Raw genomic sequence first — 18879 nt, forward strand, 5'->3', positions numbered from 1 at the left:
TTTCATGTGCTAGCAGGCAATAATAGCTGCTATTAAATCTATATCAAAATGGAACACAGGAGCAGCGAAAATTGTTGAAAATCGGGGTAAATATCGCTCGTGTTGCCACTGTCGGACAAACCAGACGCAAGGTCTAGCCCGATCCGGTCGCCCAGCAATGCTAGCATCCGCGTACAATTTAAATAAATGGAACACAGGAGCATCGAAAATTGTTAACGCTTGGGGTAAATATCGACCATGTTGCCACGATTAGGCAAGCCAGACGCACTGTCGAACCCGATCCGATCGCCGCAGCGGTACTGGCCGAATTAGCTGGTGCAGAAGGGATTACGGCACATTTGCGCGAAGATCGGCGACACATGCAGGATCGGGATATTCGGCTGCTGCGCGAAACCGTCCGCACGCACTTAAATCTAGAGATGGCAGCGACAGCGGAGATGGTGCAAATTGCGCTGACAATCAAACCAGATTATGTGACGCTGGTACCGGAAAAGCGCGAAGAAGTGACGACGGAAGGGGGCTTAGATATTGTTGGACAAATCGATCGATTGAACTCGGTGGTGGATAAGTTACAATCGGCATCGATCCCTGTCAGCCTATTTATCGACCCAGAACCCTCCCAAATTGCCGCAGCAGCCCAGATAAAGGCGCAATTCATCGAATTACACACCGGACGCTATGCAGAGGCTAAAGATCCGCTCCAGGTACAGCAGGAGCTAGCAAATTTAGCTAAGGGCTGTGAATTGGCGATCGAGGCTGGTTTGCGGGTCAATGCCGGACACGGCTTGACTTATTGGAATGTTCGTCCGGTAGCTTGTTTGCCCGGTATGGAAGAATTAAATATCGGCCATAGTATCATCAGTCGCTCTGTACTCGTCGGCATCGATCGAGCCATCCGCGAAATGAAAGCAGCCATGCTTGGAGTGACTTACTAGATAGACTAATTGGGGTAAAGGGTAAAGGGTAAAAGACTTGAATTCAAAACATTACCTAAAGCCTAAAGCCTTGCTTGGTGAAACACATGGGTCGGAGACCTCCGCGTGATTTCATCCGCAAAACCTAAAACCTAAAACCTAAAACCTAAAATTATGCAGACTTACTACTATATAGTCGCCAGTAAAAGATTTTTACGCGAAGAAGAACCCCTCGATGAAGTAATTGCAGAACGCATCCGCAATTATCAGGAGCAAGGGAAAGAAATTGACTTTTGGTTTATCGATCGACCTGCTTTTCTAGATGCTCCAGAGTTAGCTATTGTCAAAGCGAAAGTTCCGCAACCTGCAAGTGCTATTATCTCTACTAATCCACAGTTTATTACTTGGTTGAAGCTACGCTTGGAGTTTGTTGCCACAGGCGAGTTTCAAGCTCCATCGGCAACTATTCCCAATCCGATCGCTGGCTCTTTAACTACAGCCTAAATTTCCGATCGATCTCGATTGCATCCCCGCATGAGTCCTTATCGATCGCAAATCGATAAGGGCTTTTTCAATGCTAACTTTTAGTTTAGTTATCTATATACAGATCGGCCTTACCGATCTAAGATACGATCTTTAAATCTCAATCCCCAATCCCCAATCCTCATGCCCCAGCCATTATTAGATGTCCAAAACCTCTGGGTGACTTATCCCCAACCGGAATCGAACCAGCAGCTAATCAATGCGATCGAAAATGTCTCCTTTCAACTAGCTGCGGGAGAAAAAATTGGCTTCGTGGGCGAGTCGGGTTGCGGTAAATCTACACTGGGTAAAGCCATCATGCGGCTGCTACCGGAGGGTTCGCGGATTGAAGGTAAAATCTTATTTGAGGGACAATCCATACCAGAGATGAATCCCGATGTGCTCCGCAGATATCGGGGGGAAGTGGTGGGATTGGTATTTCAAGATCCGATGACGCGGCTAGATCCGCTGATGACGATCGGCAATCATTGTCTCGAAACACTTCAAGCTCACGAACCAAATCTTACCAAACAACAAGCCAAGCAACGCGCGCTAAATACCCTTGCAGCCGTCAAAATTCCTGAAGAGAGATGGAACCAGTACCCGCACGAATTCAGCGGTGGAATGCGCCAGCGGGTGGCGATCGCGTTAGCTTTATTACTCAATCCCAAGCTAATGATCGCTGACGAACCGACGACGAGTTTAGACGTGCGGGTATCAGCAGAAATTCTCCAAGAATTGACGCGGTTGTGTGCCGAACGTCAGATGGGACTGTTGCTAATTTCTCACGATCTGGCGACGATCGCGACTTATTGCGATCGCATTGTGGTGATGAATAAAGGACGCAAGGAGGAAGAAGGTACTGTCGAACAAATTTTTGGTAATCCTCAAGCTCAATACACCCAAACTTTGCTCAAAGCCGCTCTGCACGTCCAAGCTAACGATCGCGATATCCAGCTTACTTCAGCCGCACTAGCTAAGCAAATTCCGATTCTTACAGTCGATCGACTCCAGAAATATTACACGATCGAGACTAGTTTGCTCCAGCGATTATTTACCAAAGAGCGGACTAAAATTACCAAAGCTGTCGATAATATCCAGCTCGAACTCTATCAAGGCGAAATCTTTGGCTTGGTAGGCGAATCAGGCTGTGGCAAAAGTACCCTGTCTCGAACGATTTTGCAGTTAATCCCCGCTACTTGCGGCACAGTCACATTTTGCGGCGAAGAACTCACCCACTTATCGCCAGCCGCAATTCGCGCTAAACGGCGAGATATGCAGATGATTTTCCAAGATCCGAGCGCGTCTCTAAATCCGATGATGACTGTCGGTGAAAGTATCGCCGATCCGCTCCAGATTCACGAAATCAACGCAACTCCAGCAGCTACTAGAGCGCAGGTGCTAGCAATGTTAGAACGCGTGGGTTTAACTCCCGCCGAAACATACTTCGACAGGTATCCCAACCAACTCTCTGGCGGACAACAGCAACGGGTAGGTATCGCCCGCGCTTTAATTACCAAGCCTAAATTGGTAATCTGTGACGAGCCAGTCAGTATGCTAGATGCCACGATTCAAGCCGAAGTTTTGGAACTGATGCTCGAACTCAAGCGCGAAGATAATCTCACTTACTTATTTATCACTCACGATCTCTGGCTGGCAAGATTTTTGTGCGATCGCATTGCGGTGATGAATCAAGGACAAATCGTGGAAATGGGCGAGACTCAAGCAATTTTTAGCAATCCCCAGCATCCCTATACCCAAGAATTACTAGCAGCAGCTCCGCTATTGAGAAAACAGGCATAAGTAATTAAATATCCTTATAGACAATCGGCTCTCTCGATCTTGTTGGCTAAATAACCTAAGTTACGGATAATGAAAATCGATCTGCTCCGCTCGAGTACCGTCCTGAGCTAGAGTTTCTCGTTGTGAGATGCTGTGCAAACGGCAGGCTACGCCAACGCCAACGGGCTAATAGCTCAAGTTACAAATACAGGCAACTCAGACAATCTGTGCCATTGCATGTTAATATTACTCGCGATATCTAACCAATCTTCACTGTCGATCGTTAATTAACTATTGACAAAAACTGGGGTGCCCAACATGAATGCCTGGAATTTCGCTGCAAGTATTGCCAGTATTCTGTCACTGATTTTTCATCTCAGTGGTAAAGGTTCTACACTGCGACAATTTACACTACCTACGACTACAGCATTAGTCGGATACACGATTGGGGTCCATCGTGCTGATGCCGAACAAGCATCTGGTTTGTTATTACAGGACCCGCATCTAATATTTATGTTAGTGGTGATGCTATTATTATTCGCGCTAACGATGTATTTGGTCGAATCGACTAAACCAGATGCCAAAATATCGATGATCTTTTTAGTTTTTTTGGCAACTATTGTCGTGCCTCAATTAATTAAAAGCTACAACGATATCGCACCGATGGTAGCCACCCAAGACTATCTTGCGTTGGCTAGAGTTAAGGAACTAGATGGCAATACCGATGATGCCATCAAGTATCTCAAAATTTACGGTAGGCGAGTCGATCGAGTAGAGTTACAAAAACAGGTAAACATTCGCATTGATAGTCTACGCAAGCAGCAATTCAATCGCGAATCTAATACCAAGAGTAAATAACAAAGGTTTTCTCGATCGGTTAAGTAGTATTTTGTAAAGTTATTAAAATATTTGCTAAATTTATTCAGTAGTCACCAATCGCCAGTCGATCTGCATTGGCATTGCCTTCTCCCCAATCTGCCAGTTGCGAGTTGCTCTTCTAGTCATTCGATCGAGATCTGCACGCAAAGTCTCTTGATTATGAAAGCCTTCGAGTCGATCGACGACACGTCCGTTGGTAAATAAAATTAGGGTGGGGAGTGTTTTTAGTTTGTAAGTACTAGCCAGCTTAAAATTCTCATCGGCATTGATATTAACCAATTTAATTTGCTCGTCCCAACACTCGTAAAACTGAATTAGGGTGGGCTTGATTAGCTTACACAAACCGCACCAAGGAGCTTCAAAGTTAACCAGTACGGGGAGCGATGATGCGAGAACCCGTTCCTTAAAATTCAGATCTGTTACAGAATGGATCATAAAAGGTGGTCGGTTTAATATCAAATCTTTTGTTTTATATAAGTAATCATTTTAACGCTAAATACTCCGATCGGGGTAGAGGGATCGCGGAATAAGCACTAGGGATCGAGGCAATAGAGAGAGAATCTACAGCTAAATGGCCGATCGCCGATCCATCAACATCGCTGCACTGTTTAAAAGGATACCCGTGAGGTCATCTGAATTAACCATGGATGTCCCCACCAAAATACCAATACGAAGGCAATTACCCCGATGTAAGCAGGCCGGAGGAACTCTGATAATTTTAGCGTCTGTCTACCATCAAAAATCGCCTGGAAGGGGACGATCGAGGTTCTGGCTTTAACTGACTCAAATTCCGCTCCATACCGCTGTCCGAGGCGATAATCGCCATGCCAGACCGCAAATAAATGATGCAGCATCAACCCGATCGAGGTTACCAGTGTAAAGCTAGTCCCAATCCACAGTGTGTGCGCCACACACCAAATTAATTGACCCACCATTTGCGGGTGTCGGGTGATGCGCATAATGCCTGTTTCGTAAATCCGGACTTGGGGTTTGAGTACCGCTGCTACTTCTAACAGATTGAAGGTCGCTGGATAGAGGAACAGAAAAGAGATAAACGACAAAATCCACACTAGTGGCGTTACCCATGGCGTACCCTGCACCTGCCACAGTTGCCAGCCATCATAGCGATGATTGAAAAAATAAATAATCAAAATCGTCGCAAAGGGAATACTCACCAATGCGAAGATAACTCGATACAACCGCGCGCCAATTTTAGCCTCCGCCCAGGGGCGCAAAGCTGCCAAGCCACTATGCGCGATCGCAAAACCGAGTAATAACGCCAGGATAATACCGTGGCTGGCTGTCAATGAGTCTAAATGCATTATGTCGATCTTAAAAATGAGAGCGGAATTTATAAATTAGCAGCCAAATAAATCCAGTAGTTAGTTAACTTCAGAACCAAATAAGGGCACTCTATATGAACTGAGGATGCGTGTTTGCTGGGGCGATGCTAACTCCTGAGGGCTTTTACAAGACTACTGTATTCAACTTATTCGCCTAAATCTATGTTAGAGCAAGCTGCTGATGCCTTGGAGCGTAAAGATTATAAGACTGCGGCCAAAATAATCGCTACTTTAGTCGCCGAGCGACCGGATGACCACCAAGTACAACTTTACGCGGCACGATTGCAAGAAGCAACCAACAAACTCGATAACGCGATGGAAATTTATCGATTGTTGATCCAACATTCTCTCAATCTCAAAATTACTAACGAAGCACGAGCGGGAATTCTCCGGATCGAAGAAGCGCAAACACAGATTCGGGCACATGCCTATGTTTGCGCCAGAGCGGGAATCGAAGATAATGTCGAACCAGGATTTTTGGTGCTCGAACCAATCGAAGTAGAAGATAAAAAACTGATGGCACAAAAATTTGCCTCGATTATGGAGATCGATAACTATAGTGCCAGACTTCAGTTACCCAGTCGGGGCTGGCGGCTGTACCGCGTGGGAAAAATGGGCGAATTAGAGTTCTATCGAGATTTGTTGCTCCAGGCAGAGATTCCCTGTTTTTGCGTTTCCCAGCAGCAGACGCAGCAATTGTTTATCTTTAATGTCAGTCATTTTCAATCTTTTGGCCCGCAAGCCTCGATCGTGTGTATGGACGCTCGATCGGAACTGCGGATATTTAATTTTGAGTGGTCGGAAGTTACTCAGATCGTGCAGGGAATGCTACCGATTTTTGAAGAGGTGTTCACGATCGAACCTAACAACCGCACTCGTCGCCGCCACAGAATTCTCGACTACGTTCAGATCTGCGATTTACACTTGCCCAAACGTCGCAGCGTGTTTAGACTATGTTCGCAAATTTATGATTTTTGCGATTACAAACAAATTATCGCCAAAAGTCGCGATCGACTTAATGGCGATGCCAACGGACAGTCGAGCGGAGATTTGAGTGGATTGTTAAACGGAGAAAAAATTGCGACTACCAGCCGCGATAATTGGAACAAGCTCATGTCCCAAGTTGGCGAACAACTTCCCGACGTGCCAGTCCAAAGCAATTTTGCACCTTTTGCAGAGACTGCCATGGGCTATCCAGAGCTACTAGAGCGAATCGATCCGCAGATCGAATTATTGCGGCGTGCTGAGAGCTTATGGGATCGAGCGTTTCACCTTTATAGCTGTCTAGCCATGTGTCGCGAGCAAAGGATCGCGGTCGATCGATCGAGCTTTAACTAGCAACTTTTGCCAACTACAGAATACTCCTGAAATCTAATCTTTACAAGAGACTTCAGGAGCCAAATTAAATAACTCAATACCAGTCAAAATTTACTTTTCAGTAGTTTTGCGCTCGGTAGCAGGTGCTTTCTCACTAGCTTTGCGCTCGATAGCAGTTGCTTTAAAAGCCGTTGGTTTGTCAATCTTACGAGCTAGATCTAAGAATCCACGCATGTTAGCCCCAGGTAGGCGACGGCTGCTATTGGAAGAAGGTTTGATTAGATAATCAGTTGCAAAATTAGTAATTGGCGGAGCTGGTGGTGCGGTAACTACAGGTGCTTTTTGCTCTACAGCTTTAGGAGCTTCAGCTTTTTTCTCAGATTTAGCAGGCACAGCAGCTTCAGTTTTAGCGGCGACAGGAGCAGTCTGTTTGGTTGCCGGAGCTGGAGTTGCTGGAGCGACAGCTTCAGGTTTGGCCTTCACTGCGGGCTTTTGCGCGTCATCGTCTTCTAGTTGAAGATAAAAGCCATCATTTTTTTTACCAAAAAACTTTTTAAACACGGTAAGTTATTTACTCTCATTACATAGATCGAATTATCATTTTTGACCGCTAGCAAGCGCAAGATAAACTTACAAAGTTTAACAAAAATTCACTACCTACGGCTATTCTACACGATCGCTAGAGCTGTCTATAATTTGTTGATGCCCATCAATATCAGTTAAAGTCTTACCAGGAGCGACGATGCTGATGATTCTTTCACACATTCCGCGAACCCCATCCCAACAACACGATCGATCTTAGCCTCTGCCTTGGAAAATCGTCGAGGATGCCATTTTTGTGATGTGTCGGCTGGCTACACGACTAATACTTGAAGTTCGCTGAGAATTTCTTCCAAAAATCGATCGCTACCATCAATGACTTTCGTGGCACTATAATAAATCATCGCATTAAACCCTTGAGTATCCCCAGAACCTCGAAAATCGGTTCTGACAGCGATAACTGGAATACCTTGACTCACCGCATAACCACATTCCCAACAAGTCCCACTATCGGCATCAGCACCATCGACAATTGCAACAACAACTGCTGCCGATCGTAACCCATACAGACAAGTTTTATAGATATCTTCTCCTTCAGCCTGTTCGCATTCTTGTTGAGGCAAAAATACTTGATAACCATTAGTCGTTAAGTATTCATATACGCTAAGATTAAAATCTCGCTCGCCCTTCGTAAATAGCGGCGCAGCTAAATATATGTGTTGTTTAGTTATCATCTTTGTCTGTTGCATTAAAGGATTCTTTAAAAAACGACGATTACTTTCGATCGAACACTATACATCGATTTATTTACATTTTACTAATGATTCCTAATTTTAACCGATCGAGATGTAGAATCGAAATCTATCGATCGATTCCCAAACCATCCAAATCGGCATGAAAAATTAGTAACATCGGCTCGATCTCGTTCAGTCCATTCATCGCTGATATCAATAACTGATACGTTCTGCTTTAATCCCTCTAGAATCAATGTTGCCAATTGCAACCTATCTGTTGGGGATAAAGTTTGGATAACTGATGTATAAATCTCTTCAGCAATAGGGGACATAATATAATTCTCCTGGGCATCTTTATATTGTCTTAACACTTTTATCATTTATTAAATCTCTGAAGACCGAGTTCTATCCATAGAATAAACCAGATAACATTTAGAAATCTACTGGTGGAGGTTGTTTGATGTGATAGCCACCGATATGAGAACCTGATACATAACCAGTTGGTGTTTGTGGTAGCGAATTAGTACAGTCAATCGAACAGGCATGAACCAATAATGGCAAAACATCAGTTGCAACTGGAAGAGATATCCAACGTCGATAAATATTAGATCGATCTAGTTTTGTACGACAAACACTGCACTCATCAGGAGTTATTTCTGAATAATCGTCTGACTCTAACTCTTGGCGGAAAAATGGAAATGGAGGTCGATACTTTCTATTTCCATACAGAGCGCGAGTACTAACAGTACTAGACTTTAGATTTCGACATCGAGTAATCTCATAAGGGAACCAATGCAGTGAATGAGAAGTATATGGTGTAAATTCTTCTAGCGATTCCATTTCTCCAATTTCTGGTGGAATACGAACTAGATAACTACGATAAAGAATAAAATGTTTAACACTCTTTAGTTTTGAGATAGTTGGTGGGAGAGTTATAATATCTGCTCTTTCTTCTTGCGTTAATTCACGAAGCGGTGCAAATTCTTCAACACCTCCACTAGCCGCAGATTCGATTAAATCGAGTAACTTTTGCCATGCTTCGCATTGAACATCTTGTTTTTCAGTATGAATTGGAGAAATTTTACCGTGCTTTGTGGAGAATAAGTTAAAGCAGTTACATATGATTCTATCCATATATCGAAAACAAATTTAGTATATGGTTACTCACCTACAATCAATCTCAATCGAACAACACTTACCAACTGCAACTCCATCCCAGAAACCTGTTCTAACATAAACACCATCTGTTCTGGACGCAACAACGTTCCATCATTTGCACAACTGCCCACATATCGCAACTCTATATTACTCCCCTCCTCGGAGGGGCTGGGGGTGGGTTCCGACTCCAATTCATATAATCGATCGCGTAGATTGATTTGTGTATTCTTGCCAGATTTAGATTTTTTGTTCTGAATGATTTCCTGACTAGCTAACACCGCCGCGAGCCAAGTTTCCCATTGGGGAGGTATTTCGCTAATCGATGAAACAGTAATTAGATATTCCGCTTTAGTTATTAACGCTGAAGCCGCAGGTTGTTTGAGATCAACAGATTCTACGCGATAAATGGGAATATCTGCGGGTAATTGGGCTGCTAATTTGGTGTGAAATTCTGACTCATCCATCATGCTGGTGAGTTCGATATCGGCGATTTCACCCGTACTTGTCGAGCCTAATGGTAAGGCGTTGGCAATCATAATCCGAGGTGCCGGATGGAAGCCGCCACTGTAGGTTACGGGAATACTGGCACGGCGGATGGCTCGATCGAATAATTTGGCTAAATCTAGATGCCCGACTAGAGACATTTTGCCAATTTTGCCGAACCAGACGCGGATGCGCTGTACTTTGTCGGTATTGGGGGTAAAGTGTCCCGTAAATTCGGGGATGGGGAGGGGCGGTACGATAACATTGTGCCCGAAATCGGTGCCACAGACGCCGCAATGGGAGCAGCCATCGAATGAGCAGTCGGGGACGATGCCAGCGGCGAGGGCGCGTTCTAGGTCGTCTTGGAGCCACTTTTTATCGATACCCGTGTCGAGGTGATCCCAGGGGAGGGGGGCGTTGAGGTTGTGGGGAAGTTGGATGGGGGAGGGGGGGACTGGATTATTTGTGGGTGCCGTGGTGGGCTGGGTACCCACAAGGGGCACCCCTACGGATTCTGGTGTGTTCGAGGAATCTGTTAGTGCGGCTTCGCCTGTGGCGATGCGTGGTTTGAGGATTGGGGCGCGATTATTGACTACAGATCTTGGCTCAGTACCCGGATCTGTAGGGGTGCCCCTCGTGGGTACCCCACCATCTTCGCTACCTACTCCAAATCCCTGCTTGGAGACTAGGGTTTCGGCGGAGATCTTTACCCCAACCCAGCCCTCCCCTTGTAAAGTGGAGGGAGCAAGAGCGGGATCGTTCTCGAAGATATTCCATTCCCCATTTTCGACGCGACGGTATTTCCAGTCTAAACCAGCTTCGTCGATCGCTTGTGCCCAGGCACCGTAGGCTTTATCCAGACTTTCCCACCAGGCATCCATCCCCGCACCGAGTTCCCAGGCGCGACGGATGACGGGAGCAAGAGATCTGTCGCCCCGTCCGACAAAATCTTCCATTGCCGAGATCCGCACGTCAGTATAATTGACCTTAACACCGCGTAGATCTCGGAATTCTTCTTTGAGTAACCGTTGTTTGCGGGCAAATTCGGTAGTCGAAACCGAATGCCATTGGAAAGGGGTATGGGGTTTGGGTGTGAAATTGGAAATGGTGATATTAAAATTCAGGTACCGTTTGCCCTTTGCCCAGCATTCCCGTTTGAGCCAGCGCACAGTTTCGGCAATCCCAATGACATCGACATCGGTTTCGCCCGGTAAACCGATCATAAAGTAGAGTTTGATCTTATCCCAACCTTGCTCGAAGCCCGTCTTCACGCCGCGCAGCAGTTCTTCATTCGTCAAACCCTTGTTAATAATATCCCGCAGGCGTTGGGTACCCGCTTCGGGCGCAAAAGTTAAGCCACCTTGACGCGTACCGCCAATGATATTGGCAATATTTTCATCGAATCTATCTACCCGCTGACTGGGAAGCGTGAGCGAGATATTTTCATCCTTAAGCCGATTCTTAATTTCTAATCCGACAGCAGGAAGAGCGAGATAATCGGAGCAACTGAGGGAGAGAAGAGAAAACTCATCATAACCCGTCGATCGCATTCCAGATTCGATCGCATTAATTACTGCTTCCGGCTCCACATCCCGCGCAGGGCGAGTCAACATTCCTGGCTGGCAAAAGCGACAACCACGGGTACAACCACGGCGAATTTCGATAGTTAACCTGTCGTGGACGGTTTCGACATAGGGCACCAACCCGATCGAGTATGCTGGAATCGGGGTAGCTACCCGTCGGAGAATGCGTTCGGGTACGTCGGGATGATTGGGTTTCACACTCCCATCGGGATGCGAATCGTAAAATTGGGGTACATAGACACCAGGCACCTGCGCCAAATCCAATAATAAATCCCGCCGACTCAACCCCGCATTCTTGCCATCTTCCACCACCAAACCAATTTCGGGTAATAGCTCTTCCCCATCCCCCAGGGCGATAAAGTCAAAGAAATCCGCGTATGGTTCGGGATTGGATGTCGCTGTCTGTCCCCCGGCAAAAATCAGTGGATAATTACCCGCCTCACGTTCGCGCCACGTCAGGGGAATTCCCGCCAGACTCAACATTTCCAAGATATTCGTTGCGCCCAATTCATAGCTGAGACTAAAACCGAGGATATCGAATTCGGCAAGCGACTTCTGCGACTCTACCCCGAATAATGGTGTCTGCGTATCGCGTAACTTCTGTGCCAAATCCGCTGCGGGTAGATAGGCTCGATCGCACAATTGGCGCGGCTGGGCGTTGATAATACTGTAGAGGATAATATGCCCCAGATTGCTCGCCCCAACTTCGTAGATCTCTGGATATGTCAGTGCCCAACGAACCGTCGCACTCTCCCACGGCTTATGCACTGCGCCGAGTTCGTTACCAAGATAGCGAGCGGGTTTGAGGATTTCAGGAGTAATGAGACTATCTACTGCAACTGCCACGATCTTGCCTCTGGTTCGGATTGTTTGGGCGATTATCTATCGTAGCGCAGATTCTCGATCTGAGATTGGGAATATTGATTGTATTGTTGTTTCACTCGATCGATTTTGTTGCAACACTTTAACTTCGACCCTCAATTTATGGGTCGATTTTACAAGAAGTATCTTATGAACATTGAAAAAATAGTGCGCGATCCGATACTTGTGCTTGGCACTTCAGGAATTTTGTCTTTTGGCATAGGAAAATTATTTAACATTCCTATACTAACTATGATTGGCATGAGAATATTTAACGTTATAGCTATTATTGGAATAGTGTTATTCATTGCACTTTTATTTTTAATAATTGGTACAAGACTTCGCCAGAAAAAGTAGATTATGTGGATGGCGGATTTGGCATAAATTCCTGGTATAATTCTCTTGCAAGAGGCTACGCCAACGAGATTGAATTGCATAAACTAGCCCCTGCAGGTTGATAACGATCGATCATTTTTCTGTGGTGTTCGATCGATCTTAATTCTAGGAACTGTAGGGGAGGGTTTATGCTAGGGATATTGAATTGTACAGATTGATATTGAACGAACCCGCCCATCACATCTAGATATGCTCGACGATTTGGGTTTGTGGATTGTAGATTCGATAGGGGTTGGAAATTGGGGAATCGATCGAGATTACAATTCTCTCATCCGAATTTTGTTATTATCGATCGTGCTGAAATGTCCTGCCCAATCATCACGAAGTTCAATTACAGTTATAATTTTTTCAGTCATTATAATACTTGATGGCGATTGAATCCTAAATAGGACAATGCCACTAGTTGCGGGAAGCTCAGTTACAAAAGCCAGCTCTCCAAAATCCTTATCAAAAGTTAGTAAAACCCGATCTTCTGCTTGGGCAAGTTTTAGCACTTCAGGATCGGAAATCCCTGGCGATAATGTGCGAATCCATGCCACATCATGTCCATTCGATCGTAATGCTGCTACGGCACCGCCTGGAAAATTTTCATCGGCGAGGAAGCGCATAAATTAGGCAGGTATGGGGTAGACTTTTTCAGCCTTGAGAGCTTCATTTGCATAACTGAGACAAGCTCGAATATCTTCGATCGTAATGCAATAATTTTCGATAATATCTTCATTACTCCATCCTTGAGCAAGAAGATCGATAACAAATTCCACAGCGAGGCGAGTTCCTCTGATAGTAGGTTTACCAACGAGAATATTGGGTTCGATAACTATTCTTTCTTGCCAGTTCACGATCGACCACCTCTATACAACTATTTTCTATTTTATCTTGTCTCGTTTGCGTTGGCGTAAGCCTACCTTATGGCACATCCAGTTGTCGAAATGGCATTAGCTGGATATTTAGATAGTGAATCGATCGGATTTGTCGATCGTACACCCGTTCGCGTTGGCGTAAGCCTGCCTTTGGCACAGCGAACCGGAGGTAATCGAGGTCAAGGTTAGAGTTTAGGAATTCGATCGACGAAACCTCAAATTACGATCGACGATTGCGTCGAGCTAGCTTGGTTGCTGTTCCTCTCCACAAGGGAAATAGGGGAATAGCGGTAATTAGTAATAGAAAAATTAAAACATAAGATTGTGAAGATAGTACAAGCGCAAAGGTGATTAAAAAGGTGGTGCCAAACATTAACCAACCGGAGATTAGCACCCACCAGCGCACATTACCTCCGCCTAGTGTTCTGAGTGCGCGCCCTCTGATGTGGATTTCACCCATTGGATCTGAAGCAGAAGGGATTCGCTCTGGATATGGATAGTGCGGTGTTGAGGGAACTTCAATGAAGATCTCTTTTGGCTCTAGATCTGTTTTATCATTCACTGAGCTAGTCTCCAATAGATCGTTTGGGTAGGCTGTTTTGTCTGATACTTACATTATTGGGTGAATGGGTGACAATTATGCATCACGATCGTAATTATTATCGATCGATCGAGAAAACCAGGGTTATTATTAGAATTAGAAGCAATCTTGCTCAGAGCCACCGAAACGCCTTATAACGTTAAATAGTATTGGTTGAATATTTTGGGTTCTGGATCTACATCATGCTAAATTTCAGTCAGATTAAAAATTATCCAGCACCGGGGCGAATGTTTTGCTTTATCCTGGTGTTGGCTTTAATATGGTTGCCTGGATTGGCAATCATATATCTAGTGATGAGTAGCACCCAAAATCTGGAAGATCCGGCTACCAAGAATTTGCTCTCGATTCTGACAATGGGATTGCTCGCGATCGAGTTTATCGCATTATTACCTTGGTGGGGACGCAAAGTTTACGAGCATCCCAATTTATACGCTCGTTATGGGTTGGTCTTCACGCGCCAGAATGGACTATTATTACTCAAAGGATTGGCGATCGGTGCGAGCTTTGCTGTTGCGTTATTTATTACTCAAGGGCTGCTCGGTTGGTTGACGTGGCAATCCCCGCGATTGTCTATTTTGCAGTTAGCATTAGAAGGTTCGGCAACAGCATTGGGCGTCGGCTTGGCAGAAGAGTTATTTTTTCGGGGCTGGATGTTGGATGAATTAGAGCGAGATTATGCGCCAAAAATTGCTTTAATTATCGATGCTAGCTTATTCGCGCTCTTACATTTTCTCAAACCGATTCCAGTCATACTCGCATCTTTGCCGCAGTTCCCTGGACTAGTTTTACTCGGCATTGTCGTGATTGTTGCCAAACATCAACATCGAAACTTATTAGGGATTTCGATCGGTCTTCATGCTGGGATGGTCTGGGCTTATTATATTGTCAACGTTGGGAATATGGTTAAATATTCTGGTCGAGTTTCGGATTGGATTACTGGAATAAATGGCAATCCAATTTCGGGGATATTGGGGTTGATTTTCTTAGGAATTTTAGCTGTTTTAATGTCGAATATGTCGAAGACATTCGATCGACCCAAAGTTTAAAATGTTAGCAAAAAAGAAACCCAACTTTTTTGAGAAGTCGGGTTTCTGCGGTAGTTAATGGTAGGGATAACTCATGAATTACCCCTACCATTTATCTCTTACGGAGCGAGATAAGTATATTGAGACAGACTGTGTTCGTAGTTTTGTAACAGGCGTTGGGCTTCACCGATCTCGATCCGATTTTCAAGCAGTGCTTGTTCGGCTTTTTGACGAATGCTCTCAATTAAGTCTTCAACATCATATTGAACGTAACCGACAACTTCGGTCATCGTATCGCCTTTAACGACGTGTTCGATCTTATAACCTTTAGGGGTGATCTTGATATGGACGGCATTGGTATCTCCAAATAAGTTATGAAGATTGCCCATAATCTCTTGATAAGCACCACCGAGAAATAGTCCTAAATAATAAGGTTCCTTGGCTTCTAAAGGATGCAATTCGAGTACGTGTTTGACGTCTTTAAGATCGATAAATTGGTCGATTTTGCCATCGCTATCGCAGGTAAGATCGGCCAAAATGCCCCGTCGGGTGGGTTCTTCACCCAACCGATGAATCGGCATAATCGGGAATAATTGATCGATCGCCCAACTATCTGGAGCCGACTGGAAGACGGACAAATTGATATAGTAGATCGATGCCATGATTTGTTCGAGTTCTTCCAAATCTTCGGGCATATATTCCTCGCGCTTGGCGATGTCGAGGATTTTTTGGCAGCAAGCCCAATAGAGTTGTTCGGCACGAGAACGTTCGGTGAGCGTCAGGTAGCCAAATTTAAAGCGACTGAGGGCTTCTTCTTTAAATTGGTTGGCATCGTAAAATGCTTCCCGAAAATTTTCTGGGGTAATACTTTCGTAAGTTTCCCACAGGTTGCGCACGATTTGGTGTTCGGGATTGGTTGTGGGTGGGGGTAAGTCGGTGCGGACTTCACAGGTGCTCAGGACATCAAAAATTAGCACCGATTGGTGGGAGGCGATCGCGCGTCCGCTTTCACTGATCAGGGTAGGAACGGGGATATTTTTGTCGCTACATGTCTCACGAACTTCGGCGACGATATCGTTGGCGTAGTTTTGGAGATCGTAGTTTTTGGAAGCATGAAAATTGGTCTGCGAACCGTCGTAATCGATGCCCAAACCACCACCGACGTCGAGATATTTCATATTCGCCCCTAATTGGACGAGTTCGACATAGATCTTGCTAGCTTCGCCGATCGCATCTTTGATCACAGAGATCGAGGAAATTTGCGAGCCGATGTGGAAGTGCAGCAGTTGCAAGGAGTCGATCATATCGACTGCTTTGAGCTTGTCTACTACCATGATGATTTCGGGAATCGTCAGCCCAAATTTAGCCCGATCGCCGCTAGATACGCCCCAGCGTCCGATTCCTTTAGCATTGAGTTTGGCACGGACGCCAAGATTGGGTTTAATGCCGAGTGCTTTGGCTGCTTCGATCGCAATTTCGACTTCTTCGATCTGTTCGAGAACGATAATCGGTGTTTGGTCTAATTTCTGCGCTAGCATCGCGGTTTCGATATATTCGCGATCTTTGTAGCCATTGCAAATTAGCAAGGCTCCAGGGTTATTGAGCATGGCAATCGCAATCATTAGCTCTGGTTTGGAGCCTGCTTCCAAACCAAATTGATATGGTTTGCCAAATTTAACCAGATCTTCGATCAGGTGCTTTTGTTGGTTGCACTTGACCGGAAATACCCCTTTGTACACGCCGCCATAGTTATAACGCGCGATCGCTTTAGCAAAACAGGCATTGAGCCGCTCGATCCGATGCTCTAAAATGTCTGAAAACCGAATCAGCAGCGGCAAAGCCAAGTTGCGCTGTTGCAGGGATGTGACTAGCTCGTAAAGGTCTAGCGAGCCACCGCGATCGCCTTGGGGTGCTACGGTAACGTGCCCCGCAGCATTAATTGAAAAGTAAGGTTCGCCCCAGCCTTGAATTCGGTACAGATTCTCACTATCCTCGATCGTCCAAGGTGCTTTGGGTCGTTCGGGTTGGTGTTGGTTTTTGACACCCACTTTCGCTTTATCCTTGGGATCTACAGTATTTTTCAATAGTCGATCTAACTCTGCGGTTACGGTGATCTCAGCTCGCTCTAGTTCCATTTTTTTTTCTGCCACAGCCTATCCCATTTCTCCTATCGTCGAACGGACTACCGTCTGTTAGTTTAACGCATTATTCAAGGATCTCTCGATCGATTCGATGCACCTTGACGTATTTAAGATACCCCAGAGAGCTAATACAACTATAGATGTATCCAATATTGTAAATGTTTTGGGTGGAGGGTAAATGGGTAAATGGGTAGATGGGTGGATGGGTGGATGAGTAATGGGTAATGGGTAATATAGGTAATGGGTAAGAATATGAGCTTCCTATATTCGTTAACTCACATCTTGCACCAGTTCAAGTATACTATTTATAAGCAGCGGAAATGAGGCTACCGTTTCTTTCTCCCAGTCTCCGAGTCTCCCAAAATAGTGTAGATCCAGGGTACCCACAAGCGACGCAGCTCCCTTCGGGAAGGCTCCGCCAACGAACGGGAGGTTCCCTCCCGTTCGATGCGTCAGCGGCTCGCAGCCGGGAGGAAACCTCCCGGATTATGCGGATGCGCTCCGGTCGGGTTTCCCGACCATGGAAGCGCACCAAGCAGCGAGACAAGACAAGACAGGGGCACCCCTACAGATTAATTGTGTAGGGGTGCCCCTGTCTTGTCGTTTTTTTATTCGGGGGGAACCCCCGAATAAAAACGCCGCTTGTGGGTACCCGACTATCTCTACTAAGCACTAGTCTTTCCGTATTGGTGCAAGATGTGAGTTAACTAAGCAGCGTCGCTGCTTGTTACCTCCTACCATCTGCCTCAAGCCTAAAGCCTAATCCCTAGCAGTTTGAGAGTCATCGGGCCGACATCGCCATCCGCAGCCAATCCTTGCTTGAGTTGAAACTTAATGACAGCCGCCTTCGTTTTGTCGTCGAAAACGCCATTGATGGGCACAGAGAAACCGACATTGGTCAAGTGCTGCTGAATCCGCGTTACAACGGCTCCATTATCGCCCAGACGAAACACGCTGACTACTGAAAAGCCCCGGATCGGGCACCGATCCATTTTCGCGGCGGTTTGGTCGCCAAAGTTACCATCTACAGTCATTCGATCTGTGGGATTGTAGCGATTCCACAGGCTCTGAAAAGCTTTCACTCCCAAGGTACTGATATCATCCCGTCCGTTAGTATTAAAAAAATGTACCGGATCGTTACCGCCAAGCCATTGCCAACCATTAGCCAACAGATAGGTTTTCCAAGCATTATAGTTATTAACATCGATCGCCAGACCATCTTCATGGTTGCTATTTCCAGGCTTGGCGGCTAATGGAATTAATTTGGGATCTCGCTGATAAACACGGTAGAGAATGTGCTGTTGGGCAACAGTCCGAAAAGCTGAATTAATTGTCATTCTCAGACTGGGTTGCTGGGCGATCCCCGATCGCAGTGCGGCTCGCAAAGCTTCTCTGGCTCCAGCTTGCAGATAGAGATTGAGATGAGCTTCGCCAGAAGAGTTAATTCCTGGTAGGCTCTCAAAGTTAACTAAAATACCAGTCTGCAAGGTATTCATTTGGGCGATAATTTGCCGACTCAAGCCGCTAACGCGTCCGGTTTCGACATTACGCTCTCGAATCATCGCCTCGATCGCTTCTTTAACTGTAGTCATATCGCTAAGGGAATGGGTAATGGGTGATGGGTAGGTAGTCCCGACAACTTAATCCTGTCAATCCTCAAATCCCAATGAAAATTATTAACTTTGTGCGTTTCGTCCCGATGGCATTGTGGGAAGTATGGATATAGGAGTGGTAGATGCA

The 18879-nt window shown here is 45.6% G+C and carries 19 protein-coding genes; 8 read left to right on the top strand and 11 right to left on the bottom strand.

Translation table 11 applies throughout. From position 1 onward, the window contains the following. Positions 1-209: 209 nt before the first annotated feature. The 4 genes from CHA6605_RS25360 to CHA6605_RS25375 all read left to right on the top strand — a co-directional run bounded on the left by CHA6605_RS25360 (position 210) and on the right by CHA6605_RS25375 (position 4076). Positions 210-935 (top strand): pyridoxine 5'-phosphate synthase, encoded by a 726-nt coding sequence (locus CHA6605_RS25360; RefSeq protein WP_015162227.1) that lies wholly within the window; start codon positions 210-212, stop codon positions 933-935. A 153-nt stretch (positions 936-1088) separates the two neighbouring features. Next, positions 1089-1418, top strand: a complete 330-nt coding sequence (locus CHA6605_RS25365; protein ID WP_015162228.1) for an MgPME-cyclase complex family protein — start codon at positions 1089-1091, stop codon at positions 1416-1418. A 162-nt stretch (positions 1419-1580) separates the two neighbouring features. Beyond that, positions 1581-3239: a dipeptide ABC transporter ATP-binding protein gene (locus CHA6605_RS25370; protein WP_015162229.1), complete on the top strand. Its 1659-nt coding sequence runs from the start codon at positions 1581-1583 to the stop codon at positions 3237-3239. A 273-nt stretch (positions 3240-3512) separates the two neighbouring features. Then, complete coding sequence (locus CHA6605_RS25375) at positions 3513-4076, top strand: hypothetical protein (RefSeq protein WP_157260105.1); 564 nt, start codon at positions 3513-3515, stop codon at positions 4074-4076. A gap of 60 nt (positions 4077-4136) precedes the next feature. On the opposite strand, the gene CHA6605_RS25380 is transcribed toward CHA6605_RS25375, so the two are convergent. Together CHA6605_RS25380 and CHA6605_RS25385 are read right to left on the bottom strand one after the other, a co-directional pair. Next, positions 4137-4532: a thioredoxin family protein gene (locus CHA6605_RS25380; protein WP_015162231.1), complete on the bottom strand. Its 396-nt coding sequence runs from the start codon at positions 4530-4532 to the stop codon at positions 4137-4139. Positions 4533-4705: 173 nt separating this feature from the next. Beyond that, complete coding sequence (locus tag CHA6605_RS25385; protein WP_015162232.1) at positions 4706-5419, bottom strand: NnrU family protein; 714 nt, start codon at positions 5417-5419, stop codon at positions 4706-4708. Positions 5420-5602: 183 nt separating this feature from the next. On the opposite strand from CHA6605_RS25385, the gene CHA6605_RS25390 reads away from it, so the two are divergent. Next, on the top strand, positions 5603-6778 hold the full coding sequence (locus tag CHA6605_RS25390) for a tetratricopeptide repeat protein (protein WP_015162233.1): 1176 nt from the start codon (positions 5603-5605) through the stop codon (positions 6776-6778). 90 nt (positions 6779-6868) lie between these two features. Here the strand turns inward: CHA6605_RS25390 and CHA6605_RS25395 are convergent, their stop codons facing one another. The 4 genes from CHA6605_RS25395 to CHA6605_RS35885 all read right to left on the bottom strand — a co-directional run bounded on the left by CHA6605_RS25395 (position 6869) and on the right by CHA6605_RS35885 (position 12101). Next, positions 6869-7318 carry a hypothetical protein gene (locus CHA6605_RS25395; RefSeq protein ID WP_015162234.1) on the bottom strand — a complete coding sequence of 150 codons (450 nt, stop codon included), beginning with the start codon at positions 7316-7318 and terminating at the stop codon, positions 6869-6871. 293 nt (positions 7319-7611) lie between these two features. Further along, entirely contained in the window at positions 7612-8046 is a 435-nt protein-coding gene (locus CHA6605_RS25400; RefSeq protein ID WP_015162235.1) for a nucleoside 2-deoxyribosyltransferase, read from the bottom strand. 417 nt (positions 8047-8463) lie between these two features. Then, the gene (locus CHA6605_RS25410) at positions 8464-9165 is read right to left on the bottom strand and encodes a hypothetical protein (protein ID WP_015162237.1); all 702 of its coding nucleotides are present in this window, start codon (positions 9163-9165) and stop codon (positions 8464-8466) included. A gap of 26 nt (positions 9166-9191) precedes the next feature. Next, positions 9192-12101, bottom strand: a complete 2910-nt coding sequence (locus tag CHA6605_RS35885; RefSeq protein WP_015162238.1) for a TIGR03960 family B12-binding radical SAM protein — start codon at positions 12099-12101, stop codon at positions 9192-9194. A 165-nt stretch (positions 12102-12266) separates the two neighbouring features. Between CHA6605_RS35885 and CHA6605_RS25420 the strand changes: the two genes are divergently transcribed. Then, a complete protein-coding gene (locus CHA6605_RS25420; protein ID WP_157260106.1) occupies positions 12267-12473 on the top strand; it encodes a hypothetical protein in 207 nt (68 codons plus the stop codon). Between the two features lie 296 nt (positions 12474-12769). Here CHA6605_RS25420 and CHA6605_RS25425 read toward each other — a convergent pair whose 3' ends face one another. Both CHA6605_RS25425 and CHA6605_RS25430 read right to left on the bottom strand, forming a co-directional pair. After that, complete coding sequence (locus CHA6605_RS25425; protein ID WP_015162239.1) at positions 12770-13120, bottom strand: DUF5615 family PIN-like protein; 351 nt, start codon at positions 13118-13120, stop codon at positions 12770-12772. A gap of 3 nt (positions 13121-13123) precedes the next feature. Further along, positions 13124-13351, bottom strand: coding sequence for a DUF433 domain-containing protein (locus CHA6605_RS25430; protein WP_015162240.1), 228 nt, complete (start codon positions 13349-13351; stop codon positions 13124-13126). Between the two features lie 69 nt (positions 13352-13420). Here CHA6605_RS25430 and CHA6605_RS34600 point away from each other — a divergent pair, with 69 nt between their 5' ends. Then, on the top strand, positions 13421-13561 hold the full coding sequence (locus CHA6605_RS34600) for a hypothetical protein (protein WP_015162241.1): 141 nt from the start codon (positions 13421-13423) through the stop codon (positions 13559-13561). Between the two features lie 31 nt (positions 13562-13592). Here the strand turns inward: CHA6605_RS34600 and CHA6605_RS25435 are convergent, their stop codons facing one another. Next, positions 13593-13934: a hypothetical protein gene (locus CHA6605_RS25435; protein WP_015162242.1), complete on the bottom strand. Its 342-nt coding sequence runs from the start codon at positions 13932-13934 to the stop codon at positions 13593-13595. Positions 13935-14155: 221 nt separating this feature from the next. Between CHA6605_RS25435 and CHA6605_RS25440 the strand changes: the two genes are divergently transcribed. Then, complete coding sequence (locus tag CHA6605_RS25440; protein WP_015162243.1) at positions 14156-15019, top strand: CPBP family intramembrane glutamic endopeptidase; 864 nt, start codon at positions 14156-14158, stop codon at positions 15017-15019. Positions 15020-15117: 98 nt separating this feature from the next. Here CHA6605_RS25440 and speA read toward each other — a convergent pair whose 3' ends face one another. Next, entirely contained in the window at positions 15118-17133 is a 2016-nt protein-coding gene (gene speA / locus CHA6605_RS25445; RefSeq protein WP_015162244.1) for a biosynthetic arginine decarboxylase, read from the bottom strand. A 758-nt stretch (positions 17134-17891) separates the two neighbouring features. Beyond that, positions 17892-18731, bottom strand: a complete 840-nt coding sequence (locus tag CHA6605_RS32055; protein WP_015162245.1) for a peptidoglycan-binding protein — start codon at positions 18729-18731, stop codon at positions 17892-17894. Positions 18732-18879 lie beyond the last annotated feature (148 nt).

The organism is Chamaesiphon minutus PCC 6605, from assembly GCF_000317145.1.
In the GTDB taxonomy this organism is placed as follows: domain Bacteria; phylum Cyanobacteriota; class Cyanobacteriia; order Cyanobacteriales; family Chamaesiphonaceae; genus Chamaesiphon; species Chamaesiphon minutus.

What these genes read in the sequence shown, in the direction of transcription:
- CHA6605_RS25365 (WP_015162228.1), top strand. Translation starts at nt 1,089, where the DNA reads ATGCAGACTTACTACTATATAGTCGCCAGTAAAAGATTTTTACGCGAA.
- CHA6605_RS25370 (WP_015162229.1), top strand. Translation starts at nt 1,581, where the DNA reads ATGCCCCAGCCATTATTAGATGTCCAAAACCTCTGGGTGACTTATCCC.
- CHA6605_RS25380 (WP_015162231.1), bottom strand. Translation starts at nt 4,532, where the DNA reads ATGATCCATTCTGTAACAGATCTGAATTTTAAGGAACGGGTTCTCGCA.
- CHA6605_RS25385 (WP_015162232.1), bottom strand. Translation starts at nt 5,419, where the DNA reads ATGCATTTAGACTCATTGACAGCCAGCCACGGTATTATCCTGGCGTTA.
- CHA6605_RS25390 (WP_015162233.1), top strand. Translation starts at nt 5,603, where the DNA reads ATGTTAGAGCAAGCTGCTGATGCCTTGGAGCGTAAAGATTATAAGACT.
- CHA6605_RS25400 (WP_015162235.1), bottom strand. Translation starts at nt 8,046, where the DNA reads ATGCAACAGACAAAGATGATAACTAAACAACACATATATTTAGCTGCG.
- CHA6605_RS25410 (WP_015162237.1), bottom strand. Translation starts at nt 9,165, where the DNA reads ATGGATAGAATCATATGTAACTGCTTTAACTTATTCTCCACAAAGCAC.
- CHA6605_RS25420 (WP_157260106.1), top strand. Translation starts at nt 12,267, where the DNA reads ATGAACATTGAAAAAATAGTGCGCGATCCGATACTTGTGCTTGGCACT.
- CHA6605_RS25425 (WP_015162239.1), bottom strand. Translation starts at nt 13,120, where the DNA reads ATGCGCTTCCTCGCCGATGAAAATTTTCCAGGCGGTGCCGTAGCAGCA.
- CHA6605_RS34600 (WP_015162241.1), top strand. Translation starts at nt 13,421, where the DNA reads ATGGCACATCCAGTTGTCGAAATGGCATTAGCTGGATATTTAGATAGT.
- CHA6605_RS25440 (WP_015162243.1), top strand. Translation starts at nt 14,156, where the DNA reads ATGCTAAATTTCAGTCAGATTAAAAATTATCCAGCACCGGGGCGAATG.
- speA (WP_015162244.1), bottom strand. Translation starts at nt 17,133, where the DNA reads ATGGAACTAGAGCGAGCTGAGATCACCGTAACCGCAGAGTTAGATCGA.
- CHA6605_RS32055 (WP_015162245.1), bottom strand. Translation starts at nt 18,731, where the DNA reads ATGACTACAGTTAAAGAAGCGATCGAGGCGATGATTCGAGAGCGTAAT.